This window comes from Bradyrhizobium sp. JR3.5, assembly GCF_054057015.1.
Window position 1 is genome coordinate 3,678,341 of record NZ_JBSRYV010000002.1, and the last position, 19,246, is coordinate 3,697,586.

The window sequence follows — 19,246 nt, forward strand, 5'->3', positions numbered from 1 at the left end:
GCGAAATGGACGATCATCTCGACGATTACATGAACGCCGTCGCCCGGACGATGGCGTTGCCGCTGGAAGACGCCTGGCGTCCGGCAGTGCGCGCAAATCTCGAGGTCGCGCTGCGGCTGGCGCGGCTGGTCGACGACTTCCCGCTGCCTGACGACCTTGCGTCAGCCGCCGTCTATTCGACCTGAGATCGCGATGTCAGAGATTCCCGCTGCCATGTCGGCCGCCGAAATCGCGCAGGCGGTATCGAGCCGCAAGATCACGGCCCTTGCCGCGACCGAAGCGGCGCTCGCGCGCATCGCGGCGCACGACAAGGTCCTCAACGCCTTCACCGACGTCACCGCCGATCGCGCGCGTGCCAGGGCCAAGGCGGTCGACGCCGCGATCGCGGCGGGCCAACCGGCCGGCCCGCTCGCCGGCGTGCCCTTCGCGGTGAAGAACCTGTTCGACGTGCAGGGCCTCTCGACCCGCGCCGGCTCCAAGATCAATCGCGACCTGCCACCGTCGCCGCGCGATGCCACGTTGATCGAGCGGATGGAAGCGGCCGGTGCCGTGCTGGTCGGCGCGCGCTCAACATGGGCGAATACGCCTACGACTTCACCGGCGAGAACGCCCATGACGGTCCATCGCGCAATCCGCATGATCCGACGCGGATGGCGGGCGGCTCCTCGGGCGGCTCCGGCAGCGCCGTCGGCGGCGCACTGGTGCCGATCGCGCTCGGCTCCGATACCAACGGCTCGATCCGGGTGCCGTCGTCATTCTGCGGCACGTTCGGCCTGAAGCCGACCTATGGTCGGCTTACGCGCGCGCGCTCCTTTCCGTTCGTCGCAAGCCTTGATCACCTCGGCCCGTTCGCGCGCAACGTGAGAGATCTCGCGCTCGCCTATGACGTCATGCAGGGGCCTGATGCCGACGATCCCGCCTGCATCGTGCGATCGGTCGAGCCGACCGTGCCGTTGCTTGCCAATGATGTCGGCCGGCTGCGCGTTGCGATTGCCGGCGGTTATTTCCAGCAGAATTTGTTGCCGGAGGCCGTCGAAGCGGTCGCGCGCGTGGCAAAGGCGCTCGGCGCCACCCAGACCGTGGAGCTGCCGGAAGCGGCGCGCGCCCGCGCTGCCGCCTTCATCATGACCACGACCGAGGGCGCCGCGCTGCACCTCGATCGGCTGCGCAAGCGGCCCAACGATTTTGACCCGCCCGTGCGCGACCGCCTGATCGCGGGCGCGATGATCCCGGCGGTCTATGTCGACAAGGCGCAGAAATTCCGCCGCTGGTACCGCGCCAGGGTGCTGGAGCTGTTCCAGTCGGTTGACGTGATCCTGGCGCCCGCAACGCCGTGCACGGCGCCGAAGATCGGCCAGGCCACCTTTACGCTCGACGGGGTCGAGCTTCCGGTCCGCCCCAATATCGGTATCCACACCCAGCCGATCTCCTTCATCGGCCTGCCGGTGGCCGCCGTGCCGGTGCCGCTTGAACCGATGCCGATCGGCGTGCAGATCATTGCCGCGCCCTGGCGCGAGGACATCGCGCTGCGGGTCGCTTATGCGCTGGAACAGATGGGTGTCGCCACGGCTCCCGCGCCAAGAGGAATCTAGAATGGAGATCGATCTTCCCGACGTGCGCGCCGAGGTCACTGCGCAGTTCGAGCGTTACGAGGAGGCGCTGGTCTCGAACGATGTTGCCGTGCTCGACGAACTGTTCCGCAAGGACAGCCGGACGCTGCGCTATGGCATCGGCGAGAACCTTTATGGCTACGCCGAGATCGCGGCGTTTCGCGCGGGGCGGCCGGCAGCCGGGCTGATGCGCAAGATCGAGCGTACCGTGATCACGACCTATGGCCGCGACACCGCGATCGCCTCGACGCTGTTCTATCGGGACAGCGCACCGGGGCGGGTGGGGCGGCAGATGCAGACATGGATTCGCTTCGCCGAGGGCTGGAGAATCGTCGCCGCCCATGTCAGCGTCATTGATGAAACAAAGGGGGCTTGAACCAGGGTGATTGAAAGGGCGTTTCAGCCATGAGCCTGGACGATCTTCCGACCCGCGCGCCGCAGCCGCAGGGCACCGAGCCGGAGCCGCTGGTGCGGCGTGTCGATCGCGCGTCGCCGCTGGTCGACAAGACGACCCGCGCCGAAGAACTCCGGCTGCAGCTCGCCGACGAGATCGTGCGCGGCACGCTGCCGCCGGGCGCCGGGCTCGATGAAACCGATCTGGCGCGGCGCTTCAAGGTCTCGCGTACGCCGGTGCGCGAGGCGCTGCGGCAGCTCGCCGCCAGCGGCCTGATCGACGCGCGCGCGCATCGCGGCGCGGTGGTGGCACGGCCTTCACTTGAGCGGCTCACCGGCATGTTCGAGGCGATGGCCGAGCTCGAGGCGATGTGCGCCGGCCTCGCTGCCGAGCGGATGACAGCGGCGGAGCGTCACGCGCTGGAGGCGGTCCACGAGGAGCTGCGGGTGCTGAGCTACACCGGCAATCCCGAGCGCTTCCACGAGGTCAATGAGCGCTTTCACAACGCGATCTATGCCGGATCGCAGAACGCCTATATCGCCGAGATCACCCTGGCGACGCGGGTGCGGGTGCAGCCGTTCCGCCGCGCCCAGTTCCGCAACCTCGGGCGGCTGGCAAAATCCCACGCCGAGCACGACCGCGTCGTCGTCGCCATCCTGCGCGGCGACAAGATCGGCGCGGCCGCCGCGATGCGCGCCCATATCGAGCAGGTGCGCGGGGAATACGAGACCTACGCGGTGTCGGTGTAGATCCTGCTACCTCGCCCCGCGTGCGGCTATCAGATTCACACATTCTGAAGCCTTAGATTGGCGCCGTATTTGATGGCGTGGAACTTGGCAAGGCCGATGCGGATGACTTTGGGACCCGGCTTGCCGTAGTAGCCGGTCCAGCCGCCGAGGCGTGCGATGACCCAAGCGACAAAGGCCAGGGATCCCTTCGGGTGCGGATTGCGTTGCCGCTCGGTCTTGCCTTCGAGCCGGGCGGAGACGGCTTCGAGGATGGGTTGGTCGTCTGGCTCGAAGGCATCGCTCAGGAGCTGATCCGTGTTGCCGTCGCGGGCCTGGACGAGTTGCTTGATGGTGATGGCCGCAACGGCTGCAGCAGCGACGAAGTTGATCATGGCCTGCGGGTCGCCGATATCGGCTTCCTCTATATCGAAGCCTGCCGTCTTGAGCGTACGGAAGAACTCCTCGATCACCCAACGCGTCCGGTAGAAGCCGACCACTTGACGCGCGTCGTTCAATGTAGCGACAGCGTGGGTAGTCAAAAGCCGCCAATGCACAGGTGCGCTACCGTCTTTCGGCTCCGATACCTCGCGGACATCGACCAGCGTCAGGTGAGCCGTCTCGGGCAACGTCGGATCGGCTCCATGGAGCGGCCGGCATACGGCCACCGGCGCGAAGCGCACTGCGAACTCGGTATCGCGCGCGCGCCGTCCTGGTGCGGCGGGGACCGTCATGGCAACGCGCCCTTGTTCGGCCTGGGCGTCGATGAAGGTGAACAGCAAATCCGGGTCTTCTTCGGCCCCCTCGATCCGCCGATTCTGGCAGGCCCTCACAACCAATTCGACGTTTTGCGGACGCTTCACGAACAGTTCGTAAAAGTCGCTTTCGCGGTCCGATACCATCGTGACGCTGGCCGCCGCAGCCAGTACCTCACCCGCCCGTTCGCTGCTCTCGATCCATCGTTGCGATTCCTTAGCCGCCGTCGCCCGCTTGCGCCGTGGTGCCAACTCCTCTCGGTTACGGTTCCAAACCTGCATCGAGACCAGACCGAGCAACCCTTGCGTCTCGGCCTCTACCGCCAGTGCCACATGCAGCAACAAACCCGCGGCATTGCCTTTGGCGACCGGTCCGTAGCATTGTCGCGACCGCCGGCCGCCCAAGATCAATTCCGACGTGTCCTGTGCGACAACAACATGCCGACCAGCCGCTCGCTGCCCGGTGAGGTCTCCGGCATGCCGTGACATCTCTGCGGCCGTCACCGACGGATTGTGAAGAAGCCGGCGAAACTGCATCTCGCCCGCACGGTCCTCACCGAGGCGGCGGATGCACGAGCCAGGTCGGGCCACCAGCGCCGCATGCAGCCGCGCCCCCCTTTTTCCAGGCGACGATCGCCAAATCGTCCCAGTCCATATGCCACCCCGGCCATCAAAACCTCCACCGGCTTGCCTACCGATAGAGAATCCCGCTTTACCGCTAATCGCAACCCAGATGTGTGAATGCGATAGCCGCTTGCGGGGGGAGGTCGGATCGCATGGAGCGTAGCGTAATGCGATCCGGGTGAGGGGGTACAGGTTTATCGACAAGCAGTGCTCGCCGAGAGAAGCCCCTCACCCCCACCCTCTCCCCGCAAGAGCGGGGCGAGGGGACGCATTTCCGCTGCGGCTAGGCCTTCGCCCTCGCCGCCATGAACGCCCGCCAGCCGCCATAGGCCGAGATATCCTTCGCGCCCTTGATCGCGGCGGGCTCGACGATGAAGCCCTTGGCCTGCCGTCCATCGGCGAGTCGGAGCGTGCCGATCGCCATCGGCGGCGGAATCGCGGCGACGAATTTTCCGAACGCGGCCGGCGACATCGCCCACAGCTCAAGCTTGATCGCATGACCCGCACCCGCCTCGATGCGCAGCATGCCGGGTTTCGGTGGCGTGGTGTCGAGCGCGTAGAGTCTGTAGTCCGTGGCGGTGACCGTCTCTTCCAACAGGCGCGCATCGAGCGTGGTCAGTTCGTGATTCAGCGCCATGCCGGAGAGATGCGCGCCGACCACCGCGATCGTGATCTCGTCGCCGCTGGCCCGCGCCGGGACTGCGGCCAGCGGCGGCTGCGGCACCGTCTTGGCGCCGATCGCCAGTCCGGTGTCGGCGTGGAACACACGGCCGATGCCGGCAAGCGCGGCGTCGCGGCCGGCCGGAGCGAGCAGCGTGATGCCGAACGGCGCGCCGTCAGGCCGCATCGCCGCCGGCAGCGCCAGGCCGCAGAGATCGAGCAGGTTGACGAAATTGGTGTAGGTGCCAAGCCGCGAGTTGAGCTCGATCGGGTTGGCCAGCACGTCAGCCGTGGAATAGACCGTCGGTGCCGTCGGCAGCACGATCGCATCGCACTGCGCGAAGGTGCGCGCGGCGACGCGGCGCAGCGCCTGCAGGCGATAGAGCGCGGAAAAGGTATCGGCCGCGGTGGGCCGCGCGCCGCCGATCGTGATCTCGCGTGTCACCGGATGGATCGCGTCCGGCGACGACGCCAGGAGGTCGCGGATCACGAGATAGCGCTCGGCGACCCATGGGCCCTCGTAAAGCAACCGCGCGGTCTCGTAGAACGGCTCGAGGTCGAATTCGACGAGTTCGGCGCCGAGCGCCTGCCAGCGCTTGCAGGCTTCGCCATAGGCTTTCTCGGCTTCGCGATCGCCGAAGAAGATCAATTGGCCGCTCTTGGGAATGCCGAGCTTCAGCTTGGAAGGAAAGGCCGCGAGCGGTGACAGCGGCCGGTCGCGCGAGAACGGATCGGCTTCATCCGGCCCGGCCATCACGGCAAGCGCGGCCATTGCGTCGTCGACGGTGAGCGAGAACACCGAGATGCAGTCGAGCGTGCGGCAGGCCGGCACCAGCCCCGCGTTGGAGATCAGCCCGAGGCTCGGCTTGAGGCCAACGATGTTGTTGAGCATCGCCGGCACGCGGCCGCTGCCCGCGGTGTCGGTGCCGAGCGACAGCGGCACGAGACCGGCGGAGACAGCGACCGCGGAGCCCGAGCTCGATCCACCCGGCACGAGATCATCGCGCACCGGGTTTTTGGGAATGCCGTAGGGGGAGCGCACGCCGACCAGGCCGGTGGCGAACTGGTCGAGGTTGGTCTTGCCGATGATGATGGCGCCGGCCGCGCGCAGTCTGGCGACTGCCGTGGAGTCCTGCGCAGGCATGTAGGAGAACGCTGGGCAGGCGGCCGTGGTCGGCAGCCCCGCGACGTCGATATTGTCCTTCACCGCGACCGGCACGCCGTAGAGCGGCAGCGTCGGATCTGCGAGCCGCGCGGCCTCGGCGAGCGCCTCCTTCTCGTCGCGCAGGCTGATGAAGATGGCGGGATCGTTGTGCTCGCGGATGCGGTGGTAGCTGCGCGCCACCGTTTGCGCTGGCGTCATGGTTCCGGCGCGGTGTGCGGCAACGATCGCGGCGACAGTTTCAGTCACGTGGTTGGCCTCGTCTCTGGCGCGGCAAGGCATCGGATGCCCGCCGCGAGGGAATTGCAGCCCAATCGAAGCAAGCAATGTGCCATTGTGTACAATTTACCTGCGCCTGCGGCACGACAGATTATTGCACAATATCAGTTGCTTGAAATGGTCGCGGGGAGCTGAAGCGGGCTGCTTGAGAGCGCGTCTGCTCAATTCTAAGGCAAGCGTGACCAAGTCGAATTCCGATCGGTCGATCAGGTGAAGCAGGCCAGGATCTGCAGCAGTTGCTCGCGGTTTTCCTTGCCGATCTTCTCGGCGACATGCCGCTCGTGTTCGGCGGCGAGCCGCTTGAATTGAGCCAGCGCGGTCTTGCCGCGCCCGGTCAGATGCAGCGCGTGGGAGCGGCGGTCGGTGGCGGAAGGGATCCGGCTGACGAAGTCGCGCTCCTCGAGGCTGTCGAGCAGGTGCACGAGGCGCGCGCGCTCGATCCCGAGCCGCTTTGCGACCGCCATCTGGCTGAGGCCCGGATTGGCCCCGATCACGGTCATGACCGAATATTGCGTCGGACGGATATCGACCGTCGCCAGCGTCTTGATGAAGTCCTGGAAGATCCAGAGCTGGAAGCGCCGCACCGCATAGCCGGCGTGGCCGACCAGCGCGTCGAGGCCAATGTCATCGGCGGCGTCGCCGCCTTGCGCCCGGCCATTCGCCACGGGCGCCCGGGGGCGGCGGATTGCCGCTCCTGTTCCTGCTGCCTTGCGTGGTGACGTCTTTCGCGGGCTTGCCATGGCCGCAAGGCTAGCGCGCCCGAGACGGGAGGGAAAGATTGTTGTTGACGACAACAATTGATGTCCGCAACATTATGGCCAAACAGCCCGGCCGGGACCGCGATGTCGCACAACGTTGCGGCGCGATCCCGAAAAGACATGGGCGAGGAGGAAACCATGACGATGGCCGCCGCCGTCAGCAATAATCCGAGCAAGCTGTTCGCGACGCCCGCGATCGTGGCGGATCGCCGCGATGACGGCAGCATCCTGGTCCGCTCCACCGTGCCCTTGAAGGAAAGTGCCCGCTGCGTCGGCGACTGGCTGGAGCATTGGGCGCGGCAGGCGCCGGACCGCATCTTCCTGGGCGAGCGTGCCAGCGCCGAGGCGCCCTGGAGCACCGCCAGCTATCGCGATGCTCTCGGAATCGTGCGCCGCGCCGCATCGTGGATCCTGGCGCAAGGGCTGAGCACCGAGCGGCCGCTCGTCATCCTCGCCGACAACAGCATCGATCATGCGCTGTTCGCGCTCGCCGCCCAGCATGTCGGCGTGCCCTCGGCCGCGATCTCGCCGGCCTACTCACTGATGTCAAAGGACTTCGACAAGCTGAAGAGCATGATCGCGCTGCTCGATCCCGGTGCAATCTATATCACGAGCACGAAGCCATTCGCGGCGGCGCTGACCGCGATCCGGCCGCTGCATCGCGCAACCATCGTCAGCGGCAATCCCGACGATACCGATGCGCTGCTATTCCGATCCGTTGTCGCGACGCCGGAAGCATCAGAGGTCGCCACGGCCTTTGCCGCGGTGACGCCGGACACGATCGCAAAATTCCTGTTCACCTCCGGGTCGACGGGTACGCCCAAGGCCGTGATCAACACCCAGCGCATGCTGACCTCGAGCCAGCAGGCCAAGGCGCAGACCTGGACGTTCCTGGAGCAGGCCGGCGAGGAGCTGATCATATTGGACTGGCTGCCCTGGAGTCACACCTTCGGCGCCAACCACAATTTCAATCTGGTGCTGCGTAACGGCGGCACGCTCTATATCGACGGCGGCAAGCCGGCGCCCGGCCTGTTCGCGACCTCGCTCGCCAATCTGCGCAGCGTGGTACCGACGGTCTATTTCAACGTGCCGCGCGGCTTCGACATGCTGATCGCGGCGCTCCGCACCGACGAGGAATTGCGCCGCAAGTTCTTCGAGGGCACCAAATTCGCCTTCTATGCCGGCGCGGCGCTGCCGCAGAATTTGTGGGACGCGCTGGAGGAATTGTCGCTGCAAACCGTGGGACGACGCCTGCCGATGGTGTCGGCCTGGGGATCGACCGAGACCTCGCCGCTGGCGACCGATTGCCACTTCCTAGCCAAACGCTCCGGCAATATCGGCGTGCCGATCCCCGGCACCGAGCTCAAGCTCGTGCCCTCGGGTGACAAGCTCGAGGTGCGCGTGCGCGGGCCTAATGTCACGCCGGGTTACTGGAAGGCGCCACAACTCACCGCCGAGGCCTTCGATGACGAGGGCTTTTACAAGATCGGCGACGCCGTCACCTTTGCCGATCCCGACCGGCCCGATCTCGGCCTGTTCTTCGACGGCCGCGTGGCCGAGGATTTCAAGCTCAATTCCGGTACTTGGGTCAGCGTCGGCACCCTGCGCGTCGCCGGCATCGCGGCGCTGGCGCCGCTTGCGCAGGACATCGTCGTCGCGGGCCACGGCCGCGACGAGGTGCGCTTCCTGGTGTTCCCGAACCTCGCGGCCTGCCGTTCGCTTGCGGGACTGCCCGAGAGCGCCGGTGCGCAGGAGGCGATCGGCCATCCGGCGGTCCGCTCCGCGATCGGGCAAGGGCTGGCACGGCTGAAGGCGCAGGGCGGCCATTCTTCCGGCCATGCCACCCGTGCGCTGCTGCTCGCCGAGCCCGCCTCGGTTGATGGCGGGGAAATCACCGACAAGGGCTACATCAACCAGCGCGCCGTGTTGACGCGCCGCACCGCAGCGGTGGCGGTACTGGAGGACGACGCGTCGTCCGAGCCGGTCGCCTGCGCGGGGTCGTGACGTGATTTGTACTGGCGCGGTGTTGGGAGCGCGCCACGCACACCGCCGTCGTCCCTGCGAAAGCAGGGACCCATATTCCGCGGCCGGCGTTGTGTACAAAAGTCGTCGTTCCGCTGGTGTGCAATAATCGGCATTGGTGGTTATGGGTCTCGGCTCGGAGGCCGGACGACCGCGGGTTTGTGGCACGTTTGGCGGGCCATTCGCTTGAGCCGTCTGCACCGGTTCCTTGGGGCCTTGTTCCGCGCGAGTTCGTATTTTTAGTTGCCATAGCAACTAAGCTATGCGAGTTTCTGCACCCATAGGGACAGGGCCGGTCAACGGCCACGCTCTTGGGAGGACAATGTTGCGCAGCAGCGCGCGAGCGGCACGCATGGACAACCGGGCGGTGGCGCAGGGCGCCGCCCGCGGTCCCGCCGCGCGGTCAGGTCGTACCTTGCCCGGTCACGGCGCCGAGATTCTCATGCAGCCGGCGCAGCAGGTCGATCAGCACTTCCCGCTCGTCCTTTTTCAGGCACGACAGCAGCCGCCGCTCGCGCTCCAGCGCCGCGACGATGACCTTGTCGTGGATGGCGCGGCCGCGCGCGGTCAGGGTGATCGAATGGGTACGGCCGTCATCCGGCGCGGTGCGGATGGTCAGCAGGCCGCGCTTCTGCAGCGCCGCGAGGTTGCGGCTGACCGGCCCCTTGTCGAAGCCGATCACCTGGCAGATCCGGGAGGCGGGAATGCCCGGCTCGATCGCCAGTTGCGAGATGATTCGCCACTCGGTGACGTTGACGCCAAAATTCTTCTGGTAAAATGCGGTGGCGCTGTTCGACAGCTTGTTGCCGATGAAGGTGATGAACGCCGGCACATAGCGATTGAGGTCCAGCAGCGGGCCATCGGTGGCATCTGCGGGATCGGCCGGTCTTGGCCGACGGGGCTTTCGGGGGAGGGGCTGGCTGCTCATTTCCCAAATCATCGCTGCGAAACTGTTCGGGAGCAAGTGACATGCGGCCCGTGTTGACAAGTTCAAACCTCGGGAGGTCCCGATGACTGCAACAGAAGGTGCGTTCGTCCCGCATCTCGACGTCGATCCGTTCGCGCTCGAATTCTTCGCCGATCCGTTCCCAACCCATGAGCGGCTGCGCGAGGCCGGGCCGGTGGTCTATCTCGACAAGTGGAATGTGTATGGCGTGGCGCGCTACGCCGAGGTCCATGCGGTGCTGAACGATCCCGAGACGTTCTGCTCCAGCCGCGGCGTCGGCCTCAGCGATTTCTCCAAGGAGAAGCCGTGGCGGCCGCCGAGCCTGATCCTGGAGGCCGACCCGCCAGCGCACACCCGCACCCGCACGGTGCTGAGCACGGTGCTGTCCGCGACCGTGATGAAGCAGCTGCGCGGGCGATTTGCCGCCGCCGCGGAGGCCCGGGTCGACGCGCTGCTGGAGAAGCGCAATTTCGACGCGATCGAGGATCTGGCGGAGGCCTATCCGCTGTCGATCTTCCCGGATGCGCTGGGCTTGCGGCCGGAGGGCCGCGAGCATCTGCTGCCTTACGCAAGCCTGGTGTTCAACGCCTTCGGACCGCCGAACGAGCTGCGCAAGCAGGCGATCGAGCGCTCCGCGCCGCACCAGGCCTATATTTCCGAGCAGTGTCAGCGCGACAATCTCACCCCTGATGGCATCGGCGCCTGCATCCACGCCCATGTCGATAGCGGTGCCATTACCGCGACCGAAGCGCCGCTCCTGGTGCGCTCGCTGCTATCGGCCGGTCTCGACACGACCGTCAACGGCATCGGCGCCGCCGTCTACTGCCTTGCCCGCTTCCCCGACCAGTTCCAGAAACTCCGCGGCGATCCGACGCTGGCGCGCAACGCCTTCGAGGAAGCGGTGCGGTTCGAAAGTCCGGTCCAGACGTTCTTCCGTACCACGACCCGCGACGTCGAGCTCAGCGGGGCCAGCATCCCCGAAGGCGAGAAGGTGCTGATGTTCCTGGCTGCGGCCAATCGTGATCCGCGCCGTTGGGAAGCGCCCGATAGCTACGACATTACGCGTCGTACGTCGGGCCATGTCGGCTACGGTTCGGGTATCCATATGTGTGTCGGTCAACTCGTCGCCCGCCTCGAAGGCGAAGTGATGATGGCGGCGCTGGCGCGTCGTGTCGCCAGGATCGAAATGTCCGGCGAGCCAAAGCGCCTCTTCAACAACACGCTGCGCGGGCTCAGCAGCCTGCCGGTCGAGATCACGCCGGCCTAAACAGAAGCTTAGTACCGGCAATAGGTTGGTTGAGGAAACATGGGAGAGGATACGATGAGGGGCTTTGGGGTTGGGCGATCTAGGATTGGACTTGCGCTGGCATTGGCCTGCGCCGCGGGCAGCGCACGCGCGGAGATTTCCGGCGACGTGGTGCGCGTCGGCGTGCTCAACGATATTTCCGGCATCTTCCAGGACACCAACGGCATGGGCTCGGTGGAAGCCGCGCGGATGGCCGCGGAGGATTTCAACGGCGGCGGCAAGGGCATCAAGGTCGAGATCGTCTATGCCGATCACCAGAACAAGGCCGACGTGGGATCCGCGATCGCGCGCAAATGGCTCGATGTGGAGGGCGTCGATGCCATTGTCGATGTGCCGAACTCGGCGGTCGGCCTTGCGATCAACACCGTGCTGCGCGACAGCCGGATGACGTTCCTGGCGTCGTCGACCGCAAGCTCCGATCTCACCGGCAAGGCCTGCTCGCCCAACACCATTCAATGGGTCAACGACGCCTGGGCGACCGGCAACACCACCGCGGCCGCGATGATGCAGCGTGGCGGCAAGGACTGGTATTTTGTGACCGTCGACTACGCACTCGGCAAAGGCATTGAAGCCGAGGCGACGAACTACATCGAGAAGCACGGCGGCAAGGTGCTGGGATCGAGCAAGCATCCGCTCGGCACCTCAGACTTCGCGTCCTTCCTGCTGCAGGCACAGAACTCGAAAGCAAAGGTGATCGGGCTCGCCAATGCCGGCGGCGACACCATCAACGCGGTGAAGCAGGCGGCCGAGTTCGGCATCCAGCAGGGCGGCCAGACCATGGTGGCGTTCCTGTTGTTCGTGAACGACGTCCACGGCATGGGCCTGAAGGTCGCGCAGGGCCTGCAGCTGCTCGAGGCATTCTACTGGGACATGAACGACGACACCCGCGCGTTCGCAAAACGCTTCGCCGCGCGTCCCGGCATGAACGGCAAGATGCCCAGCGGCAACCAGGCCGGCGTCTATGCCTCGACGCTCGCCTATCTCAACGCGGTCGCCGCCACCGGCAGCGACGACGCCAAGGTCGTGGTGCCGCAGATGAAGACCTTCAAGGGCAAGGACAGACTGTTCGGCGAGACCACGATCCGCCAGGACGGCCGCGTCATCCACCCGATGTACCTGTTCGAGGTGAAGAAGCCCGAGGAGTCGAAATACCCCTACGACTATTACAAGCTGATCGCGACCATCCCGGCCGATCAGGCGTTCCGCCCGCTGGCCGATGGCGGGTGCTCGCTGGTGAAATAAAGGACGGCTGCCGCCCGCGTCTCTGTTCGCCTCGCCCCGCTTGCGGTGAGAGGCCGACGCGCTCGAAGAGCGCGGCGGGTGAGGGGGACTCTCCGCGAATTGCGTTCGTGGATGGAGCCCCTCACCCCAACCCTCTCCCCGTAAGAACGGGGAGAGGGAGAAGAAACTACGCCGCCTTCGGGCTCGCCGTCTTCACCCGCCCCAGCATCTCGGCCGCCGTCATCACATGCGCGGTCGAGAACGCGAGGATCGTCAGCGTGGCGCGGTGCACCTCTTCGGCGGACAGGGCGCCCTGGCCGACGTCGGGATAGTCGAACGTGCCCGTCGCGTCCGACAGGAAGACGACCTTGTAATTGTGGAACATGGCGTCCCGCGCGGTGGCGTGGCAGCAATTCTCGGTGGTCGTTCCCGAAATGATCACCGTCGTGATGCCCCATTCGCGCAGGATGAGGTCGAGGTCGGTGGCGAAGAACGCGCTGTAGCGGTGCTTCTTGATGACGTGCTCGCCCGGTGCCGGCGCGAGGTCATTGAAGATCTCGACGCCCGCGGTGCCGTCGACCAGCGACGAGCGGTCGGCGATCGGCGCGTAGAGATCGTCATAGAGCCCCATATCGCTGCCGTCGCGGCGATGTGCATGCGCGGTGTAGATGACGCGGATGCCCTTGTCGCGGCAGGCCTTCAGGGTCTGCGCCAGCCGCGGCACCATGGCGGCGGCCTGCGCCGAACGCAGCTTGGCGCCCTCGGCCACGAAATCGTTCTGCATGTCGACAACGATCATGACGGTTCGCACCGGGTCGATGATTTCGCACTGGTAGCCCATGTGGTGTCTCCTCTCCTGTGGGAGACATTTTCTACCTCCGTCGCGGCGGCGGTTCTTGGCTGCGCCGGCCAGCCGCTGGACTCTGCTTGCCAGAAGCGGGGGCTGGACGCAGAATATCCCCCTGCCGGGTTGGGCGGGAGCAAGGTCCGATGCAGACCCCAGATCATCCAGTCATCGCGCAAACGCTGGTTGCGCCGGGTGACAGTTTCGACCGCTGGCATCACGTCACCTGCCGCGAATTCTCGCTGACCGAATGCCGCCGCGTCGCCGACGCGGCGTTTGCCGCGTCGATATCGATCCGCCATTTCGGCCCGCTCGCCATCAACGACATCTGGTCGTCAACCCCGGCCGCCGACCGCATCCGGGTGATGCGCAGCGCGAGCGACGTCCGCCGGGACCCGCGCGACTATTTCATGCTGTGGCTGACGCTGCGCGGCGAGGTCGGCTTCGCACAAAGCGGGCGCGAGGTGTGCATGCGCCGGGGCGATCTCATGCTGCATGACCAGGCGCAGCCGTTCACGCTCGAATTCGCCCCGAGCGCGCGTTCGATCATGGTGTCGATCCCGCGGCCGCTGCTGCTCGCGCGCCTGCCGGATGCGCAGCGGTTGACGGCGCGGCGGGTCGGCAACGCGTCGAAAGTGGGTGCGCTGGCGGGATCGTTGATCCGCCAACTGACGCGGCTCGATGACGAGGCCGGGCCCGCTGCGATAAGGCTTGGCGCCTCAGTGCTCGATATTTTCGCGACGACGCTCCAGACCGAGCTGACGGACGATGTGCCGCAGCGCGGCGACGAACGGCTGGCGCGGGTCAAGGCTTATATCGTGGCTAATCTCGACGATCCCGAGCTAGATCTTGATATAATCGCCACCGCGCAGAACATGGCGCCGCGCACGCTCAATCGCCTGTTCGCTCGCGAAGGCACGACGCCGATCCGCTGGCTCTGGCAGCAGCGCCTCGCCGGCGCCTATCAGGCGCTGGCCGAACGGCGCTTCAGCCATGTCACCGATGCGGCGCTCAGCTTCGGCTTTAGCGACGTCTCGCATTTCAGCCGCGCCTTCAAGGCCGCATTCGGCCGCTCGCCGCATCAGGTGATGGGGTGACGCGCGGGGCGACCTCTCGTCACGGCGCGCACGCAAAACTCGACGCCGCGGTGACCGGTCCCGCTTTGTAATGCGGCCAGGTCGGCCAGCGGCACAATGGCAGCGCGCGGAGGGTGTCGAAGGCCGGCGCCTCGGTCTTCTGCTCGCGCACTTCGAGATCGCCGGGCGCCTTGCCGTTCTCGACCCAGTCGACCAGCACGGCCAGCATGTCGACATTGGCGGGTGCGCCGGAGCCGACATGGTCGACGCCGGGCGCAGTGTAGAGCCGGGCGAACTCCGCGACCTTGTCCTTGCCGAGCGTCTTCTCGACGTTCTCGAAGTAGCGGATGCCGGCATAGGGGCTTTGCGCGTAGTCGGCCATGTGCTCGAGGATCACGAGCTTGCCACCGCGTGCGTGGAAGCGCGTGAGGTCCGGATCGGTGGAATCCATCAGCGCGGAGACTGCCAGCACGCGCGCCTTGTGATCCTCGGGCTTGTAGGTCGTGACGTCGAGCTTCGGATCGCGGGCGAAGACATATTGAATGCCGCCGGCGCCGTAGATCCAGGCGATGCCGTTGGTCGGAGCCGGTGGCTGCGCCGGCGCCGTGGTGCCGAGCCACCAGGCTTTCCAGCCGCCGGTCGGGCCGAACGCCGGCGTATTCTCGCCCGACACGCCCCCAACCTGGATAGTCGTCGAGGCCGTTGGCGAGCGGGAACGAGAATTTGTACGGCGAATGCAGCGTTTCGATTGCGGCAATCTGTTTGCCGGTCAGGCAGTCGTCGCCGCTTTGCCCCGCGGCGCATGCCAGCGTGCCCGGCTTGAACGCGGCCTTGCAACCGACCGGGTCCTGCACCAGTGCGTCGTCGGAGCCGTCCTGCGTGTCGCAGGCCTTCAGCACGGCGTCGGCCACGAGCTTGACCTGGGCCGGCCTGATCCAGCCGTCGCCCATCGTCACGAGGCCGGAGCGGGTGCCGGCGTGCTGCAACCCGACCCAGTTGATTACCGGAACGCGCGCGAAGATGCCGTCGAAATCGTCGGGATAGCGCTGCGCCATGGTCAGCGCCTCACGGCCGCCCTCGGACGATCCCATGAAATACATCTTCGCCGGCGGCTTGCCGTAGGCGCGGACCGTCAGCGCCCGCGCGGCGTCGCGCACCTTCTTGTAGGCCTTGTGCGAGAAATTCTCGAACGCCTCGTCGTTGAGCGCGAACAGCTGCGGCGGCTCGCCGGGCTTCTGCTCGTGGCCGGAGTCGGTGCCGACGGTGACGAAGCCGAGCGCCAGCGGCGAGGCCTTGTCGAATGGATAGGCCGGCGGCAGGCCGGGGCCCGAGATCAGCACGCCGTTGAAGCCGCCGCCGCCATATTGCAATGAGCTGCCGTTCCACTCGACCGGCAGGTTGACCTCGAATTTGATCGGTGGCGCCGTGGGATCGGCGGGATCGATATGGGCGAGCACCTTGCAGAAGGCGGGATTGGCCGGGATGATGCGCGCCGCCGGCGTCGGCGCCTTGTCGGCGACCGAGAGCGGCGTCGGCGTCTGCAGCGTTGCCGTGTCGATCCCGACCGCACCGTCGGCGGAACCGGCAAGGCCGCTGCAGGTTGCCGCGGGATCGCCGGTCATTCCTGTCGCGGATGCGGCCGATGCGCACGACATCAACGTGACAAGCGAAGCCGCGAACGCCCATGCGCGCGCATCGATCTGCATTGTTTCCTCCCCATGCGATATTGTTGCTATGGCAAGTATTTCACGCGGGATGTCGGCGCGCAATGGCACGCGCCATTCCATCTCCGTCATCCTGAGGAGCGCGTAGCGCGTCTCGAAGGATCGACGGCCTGAACGGCGCCGCGCGACGATCATGAATGGCACTATCTGGGCCGTGCATCCTTCGAGACGCGGCCAACAGGCCGCTCCTCAGGATGACGGGGCTAAGGTTGCGCGCGTGGAAGCGCGCCTACTGCGCGACCTTGCTGCTGCCTTGGGTGATCAGCCGTGCGGCACGCTGGTCGCGGGTGTGGATCCAGAGCCAGTTCATCGCCACCGCAATCCGATGGCGCACGCCGATCAGGAAGTAGATGTGGGCGAGACCCCAGATCCACCATGCCAGCGAGCCGCGCAGCTTGAGCCAGCCGAAATCGATCACCGCCTTCTTCTTGCCGATCTGCGCGAGGCTGCCGGCATGCTTGTAGCGGAACGGCGGCAGCGTCTTGCCGTCGAGCCGGGCCTTGATCAGTGCGGCGACGTAGCGTCCTTCCTGTTTGGCGGCCGGTGCGATGCCGGGCACCGGATTGCCGTCGGGGCCCTTGATCGTGACGGTGTCGCCGACGGCGAAGATGTCGGGATGACCGGGCACGGTCAGATCCGGCTCGACCTGCAGCCGATGGGCGCGATCGGCCGGCGCGTTCAGCCATTCGGCGGCGCGCGAGGCGCGCACGCCGGCGGCCCAGACGATGGTGCGCGCTTCCAGCCTCTTGCCGCCGAACACCACGCCATCGGCCGAGCATTCGGTGACCGGCTCGCCCAACATCACCTCGACGCCGAGTTTTTCCAGCGACGCTTGCGCATAGGCCGAGAGATCGTCCGGGAAGCCGGCCAGTACGCGCGAGCCGGCCTCGATCAGCACCACGCGCGCCTTGCGCGTGTCGATGTGACGGAAGTCTTGCGGCAGTGTGTCCTTGGCTAGGTCGGCGATGGTGCCGGCCATCTCGACGCCGGTCGGCCCGGCGCCGATGATGACGAAGGTGAGCAGTGCTGCGCGCTTGTCGGGATCGGTCTCGCGCTCGGCGCGCTCGAAGGCGACCAGGATACGCCGCCTGAGCGTCGTCGCGTCCTCCAGCGTCTTCAGGCCGGGTGCGAACGGCTCCCATTCGTCATGGCCGAAATAGGCGTGGCGTGCGCCGGTGGCGAGAATCAGCGTGTCATAGGGAATGCTGCCGCCGTCGTCGAGCTGCACTTGCTTCGCCGCGGCGTCGACGCCGCAGACATTGGCGAACAGCGTCGTCACCTCGGGCCGGTCGCGCAAGAGATAGCGGATCGGCCAGGCGATCTCGCTGGTGGCAAGCGACGCGGTCGCGACCTGATAAAGCAGCGGCTGGAACAGATGGTGGTTGCGGCGATCGATCAGCGTGATTTCGACCGGCGCGCCCGCCAGACCGAAGGCGGCTTCGAGCCCGCCGAAGCCGGCGCCGACGATCACCACGCGATGAGGTTTGGCCGGCGCTTGCGTCATCTGATGTCGCCCTCGGTTTCGAACGGCTTCGTCAATTCATTATGTAGTCATTCGCAGCCTCATTCCAACACGAAATGCCTGATCGCCCGATAGCAAAACCCAATCGCGGCAAGCCTCACGCATCCTGCCGCGCGGCCGTGGCGACAACTCGTCGCCGCATCGGCAGGAACAGCCCCGCGACGGCGCCCGCGAATGACAGCGTTGCCGCAAGGCTCATCGCCGCCGCGAATCCGTTTGCGAAATGTCCGGATGAATCGGCCGCGCCATTGGCGGCGAAGCTCGCGACCAGCGCCGCGATGCCGAACATCCCGCCGAGGAAGCGGCCCATGTTGAACACCCCCGACGCCTTGCCCATCTCGCTGACGGCGACCGCGCTCAGCACCGCGTTCTGCGCGGCCGGCATCGCCATCGATACGCCGACGCCGGCGAGCATCAGTGGTGCGACCAGCGCGGAGTAGGGCATCGACGGGGTGACGATCTCGCCGATCCAGCCGAGCCCGATCGCCTGCATCAGGAGGCCGGTGACCACGAGCGTGCGTTCGCCGAACCGGTTGACCACGGCGCCGGCGATCGGTGCCGTGACGAACAGGGTCGCCGTCCACGGCAACAGCCGGAGCCCGGCACCGAAGGCGTCGAAGCCGAGCGCGATCTGCAGGAATTGCGGCAGCAGGAACAGCACGCCATACATCGCGGCATAGAACAGCACGCTTGCGGCGATGCCGGCCGCGAATGGTCTGGCCGCGAACAGCCGCATCGGCACCATCGGGCTCGTCGCACGCAGCTCCCACAGCACGAACGTCGCTGCCAGCGCGGCGCCGGCGATCAGCGCGCCCGTCACTTCCGCGCTCGCCCATCCGGCGCTGTTGCCGCGCAACAGGCCCCAGACCAGCGCCAGCGCTGCGAGCGCGACCAGTGACAGTCCGGTGATGTCGAGCGGCGCAGCCGGACCAAAACTTTCGCGCAGGCGCGCCAGCACGAGGGCAATCGCGACGAGGCCGATCGGCAGGTTGATCCAGAAGATCCAGCGCCAGCCGAGATGTTCGGTGATGAAGCCGCCGATCGCGGGTCCGATGATCAGCGCGCATCCGGTGATGCCGCTGAAGATGCCGAGCGCGCGGGCGCGCTCCCCGCGGCCGAACGCACCGCTCAGGATCGCCATCGCCAGCGGCATCACCAGCGCCGCGCCTGCACCCTGCAAAGCGCGTGCGGCGATCAGTGCCGCGGCGTCGCCGGCCAGCGCGCAGGCCGCCGAGGCGACGACGAACAGGCCGATCCCGGCCGCGAACATCCTGCGCCGACCAAAACGGTCGCCGAGCGCCGCGCCGGTCAAGAGCAGCACCGCGAAGGTCAAATTGAAAGCGTTAACGGTCCATTGCAGCGTCTCCACGGCGCTGCCGAAATCGGCGCGGATGGTGGCGAAGGCCGTGGTCATGATCATGGCGTCCAGCGCCATCATGAAGGATGCCAGCGCGGTGAGGCCGAGCACCCAGCGCTGCTCGTTGCGCTCTCGAGGGGTCTGCATGGTCGTACTCCGTTGGCGTGCCGCAAGGTTGTGGCGCGCTCGTCGACAAGACGATCCGGGATGGGCAAAGGATGCGGCAAAGAATTATTTTTGCCGGACCGCATCCTTTCGCCG

14 protein-coding genes and 3 pseudogenes are annotated in these 19,246 nt (G+C 66.5%); 9 read left to right on the forward strand and 8 right to left on the reverse strand.

The window, feature by feature from the left end; genetic code table 11:
* Positions 1-5 precede the first annotated feature (5 nt).
* The 5 genes and pseudogenes from ACVWW1_RS34420 to ACVWW1_RS34440 all read left to right on the forward strand — a co-directional run bounded on the left by ACVWW1_RS34420 (position 6) and on the right by ACVWW1_RS34440 (position 2,753).
* A complete protein-coding gene (locus tag ACVWW1_RS34420) occupies positions 6-185 on the forward strand; it encodes a DUF4089 domain-containing protein (RefSeq protein WP_173639233.1) in 180 nt (59 codons plus the stop codon).
* A 28-nt stretch (positions 186-213) separates the two neighbouring features.
* A pseudogene (locus ACVWW1_RS34425) lies at positions 214-504 on the forward strand (amidase family protein); the annotation flags it as partial.
* 32 nt (positions 505-536) lie between these two features.
* Positions 537-1,592 (forward strand): annotated as a pseudogene (locus ACVWW1_RS34430) (AtzE family amidohydrolase); the annotation flags it as partial.
* A gap of 1 nt (position 1,593) precedes the next feature.
* A complete protein-coding gene (gene hpxZ, locus ACVWW1_RS34435) occupies positions 1,594-1,986 on the forward strand; it encodes an oxalurate catabolism protein HpxZ (protein ID WP_456658948.1) in 393 nt (130 codons plus the stop codon).
* Between the two features lie 29 nt (positions 1,987-2,015).
* A complete protein-coding gene (locus ACVWW1_RS34440) occupies positions 2,016-2,753 on the forward strand; it encodes a GntR family transcriptional regulator (RefSeq protein ID WP_456658949.1) in 738 nt (245 codons plus the stop codon).
* A 35-nt stretch (positions 2,754-2,788) separates the two neighbouring features.
* On the opposite strand, the gene ACVWW1_RS34445 is transcribed toward ACVWW1_RS34440, so the two are convergent.
* The 3 genes from ACVWW1_RS34445 to ACVWW1_RS34455 form a co-directional block, all read right to left on the reverse strand.
* A complete protein-coding gene (locus ACVWW1_RS34445) occupies positions 2,789-4,021 on the reverse strand; it encodes an IS4 family transposase (protein WP_456658950.1) in 1,233 nt (410 codons plus the stop codon).
* Between the two features lie 370 nt (positions 4,022-4,391).
* Entirely contained in the window at positions 4,392-6,212 is a 1,821-nt protein-coding gene (gene atzF, locus ACVWW1_RS34450; RefSeq protein WP_456658951.1) for an allophanate hydrolase, read from the reverse strand.
* Positions 6,213-6,415: 203 nt separating this feature from the next.
* Entirely contained in the window at positions 6,416-6,949 is a 534-nt protein-coding gene (locus ACVWW1_RS34455) for a MarR family winged helix-turn-helix transcriptional regulator (RefSeq protein WP_456658952.1), read from the reverse strand.
* 162 nt (positions 6,950-7,111) lie between these two features.
* Here ACVWW1_RS34455 and ACVWW1_RS34460 point away from each other — a divergent pair, with 162 nt between their 5' ends.
* Positions 7,112-8,971: a feruloyl-CoA synthase gene (locus ACVWW1_RS34460; protein ID WP_456660745.1), complete on the forward strand. Its 1,860-nt coding sequence runs from the start codon at positions 7,112-7,114 to the stop codon at positions 8,969-8,971.
* A 421-nt stretch (positions 8,972-9,392) separates the two neighbouring features.
* Here the strand turns inward: ACVWW1_RS34460 and ACVWW1_RS34465 are convergent, their stop codons facing one another.
* Complete coding sequence (locus tag ACVWW1_RS34465; protein WP_456658953.1) at positions 9,393-9,917, reverse strand: MarR family winged helix-turn-helix transcriptional regulator; 525 nt, start codon at positions 9,915-9,917, stop codon at positions 9,393-9,395.
* Positions 9,918-9,999: 82 nt separating this feature from the next.
* Between ACVWW1_RS34465 and ACVWW1_RS34470 the strand changes: the two genes are divergently transcribed.
* Both ACVWW1_RS34470 and ACVWW1_RS34475 read left to right on the forward strand, forming a co-directional pair.
* The gene (locus ACVWW1_RS34470) at positions 10,000-11,202 is read left to right on the forward strand and encodes a cytochrome P450 (RefSeq protein WP_456658954.1); all 1,203 of its coding nucleotides are present in this window, start codon (positions 10,000-10,002) and stop codon (positions 11,200-11,202) included.
* A 54-nt stretch (positions 11,203-11,256) separates the two neighbouring features.
* Positions 11,257-12,483: an ABC transporter substrate-binding protein gene (locus ACVWW1_RS34475; RefSeq protein ID WP_456658955.1), complete on the forward strand. Its 1,227-nt coding sequence runs from the start codon at positions 11,257-11,259 to the stop codon at positions 12,481-12,483.
* Positions 12,484-12,649: 166 nt separating this feature from the next.
* On the opposite strand, the gene ACVWW1_RS34480 is transcribed toward ACVWW1_RS34475, so the two are convergent.
* Positions 12,650-13,303, reverse strand: a complete 654-nt coding sequence (locus tag ACVWW1_RS34480; RefSeq protein ID WP_456658956.1) for an isochorismatase family protein — start codon at positions 13,301-13,303, stop codon at positions 12,650-12,652.
* A 149-nt stretch (positions 13,304-13,452) separates the two neighbouring features.
* Here ACVWW1_RS34480 and ACVWW1_RS34485 point away from each other — a divergent pair, with 149 nt between their 5' ends.
* The gene (locus ACVWW1_RS34485) at positions 13,453-14,403 is read left to right on the forward strand and encodes an AraC-like ligand-binding domain-containing protein (RefSeq protein WP_456658957.1); all 951 of its coding nucleotides are present in this window, start codon (positions 13,453-13,455) and stop codon (positions 14,401-14,403) included.
* Between the two features lie 19 nt (positions 14,404-14,422).
* Here ACVWW1_RS34485 and ACVWW1_RS34490 read toward each other — a convergent pair.
* The 3 genes and pseudogenes from ACVWW1_RS34490 to ACVWW1_RS34500 form a co-directional block, all read right to left on the reverse strand.
* Positions 14,423-16,037 (reverse strand): annotated as a pseudogene (locus ACVWW1_RS34490) (tannase/feruloyl esterase family alpha/beta hydrolase).
* 298 nt (positions 16,038-16,335) lie between these two features.
* A complete protein-coding gene (locus ACVWW1_RS34495; RefSeq protein ID WP_173639224.1) occupies positions 16,336-17,610 on the reverse strand; it encodes an NAD(P)/FAD-dependent oxidoreductase in 1,275 nt (424 codons plus the stop codon).
* Between the two features lie 115 nt (positions 17,611-17,725).
* Positions 17,726-19,132 (reverse strand): MFS transporter, encoded by a 1,407-nt coding sequence (locus ACVWW1_RS34500; RefSeq protein WP_456658958.1) that lies wholly within the window; start codon positions 19,130-19,132, stop codon positions 17,726-17,728.
* Between the last annotated feature and the right edge of the window lie 114 nt (positions 19,133-19,246).

Coding starts and splice junctions, on each gene's coding strand:
- ACVWW1_RS34420 (WP_173639233.1), top strand. CDS start 6: ATGGACGATCATCTCGACGATTACATGAACGCCGTCGCCCGGACGATG.
- hpxZ (WP_456658948.1), top strand. CDS start 1,594: ATGGAGATCGATCTTCCCGACGTGCGCGCCGAGGTCACTGCGCAGTTC.
- ACVWW1_RS34440 (WP_456658949.1), top strand. CDS start 2,016: ATGAGCCTGGACGATCTTCCGACCCGCGCGCCGCAGCCGCAGGGCACC.
- ACVWW1_RS34445 (WP_456658950.1), bottom strand. CDS start 4,021: ATGCAGTTTCGCCGGCTTCTTCACAATCCGTCGGTGACGGCCGCAGAG.
- atzF (WP_456658951.1), bottom strand. CDS start 6,212: ATGCCTTGCCGCGCCAGAGACGAGGCCAACCACGTGACTGAAACTGTC.
- ACVWW1_RS34455 (WP_456658952.1), bottom strand. CDS start 6,949: ATGGCAAGCCCGCGAAAGACGTCACCACGCAAGGCAGCAGGAACAGGA.
- ACVWW1_RS34460 (WP_456660745.1), top strand. CDS start 7,112: ATGGCCGCCGCCGTCAGCAATAATCCGAGCAAGCTGTTCGCGACGCCC.
- ACVWW1_RS34465 (WP_456658953.1), bottom strand. CDS start 9,917: ATGAGCAGCCAGCCCCTCCCCCGAAAGCCCCGTCGGCCAAGACCGGCC.
- ACVWW1_RS34470 (WP_456658954.1), top strand. CDS start 10,000: ATGACTGCAACAGAAGGTGCGTTCGTCCCGCATCTCGACGTCGATCCG.
- ACVWW1_RS34475 (WP_456658955.1), top strand. CDS start 11,257: ATGAGGGGCTTTGGGGTTGGGCGATCTAGGATTGGACTTGCGCTGGCA.
- ACVWW1_RS34480 (WP_456658956.1), bottom strand. CDS start 13,303: ATGGGCTACCAGTGCGAAATCATCGACCCGGTGCGAACCGTCATGATC.
- ACVWW1_RS34485 (WP_456658957.1), top strand. CDS start 13,453: ATGCAGACCCCAGATCATCCAGTCATCGCGCAAACGCTGGTTGCGCCG.
- ACVWW1_RS34495 (WP_173639224.1), bottom strand. CDS start 17,610: ATGACGCAAGCGCCGGCCAAACCTCATCGCGTGGTGATCGTCGGCGCC.
- ACVWW1_RS34500 (WP_456658958.1), bottom strand. CDS start 19,132: ATGCAGACCCCTCGAGAGCGCAACGAGCAGCGCTGGGTGCTCGGCCTC.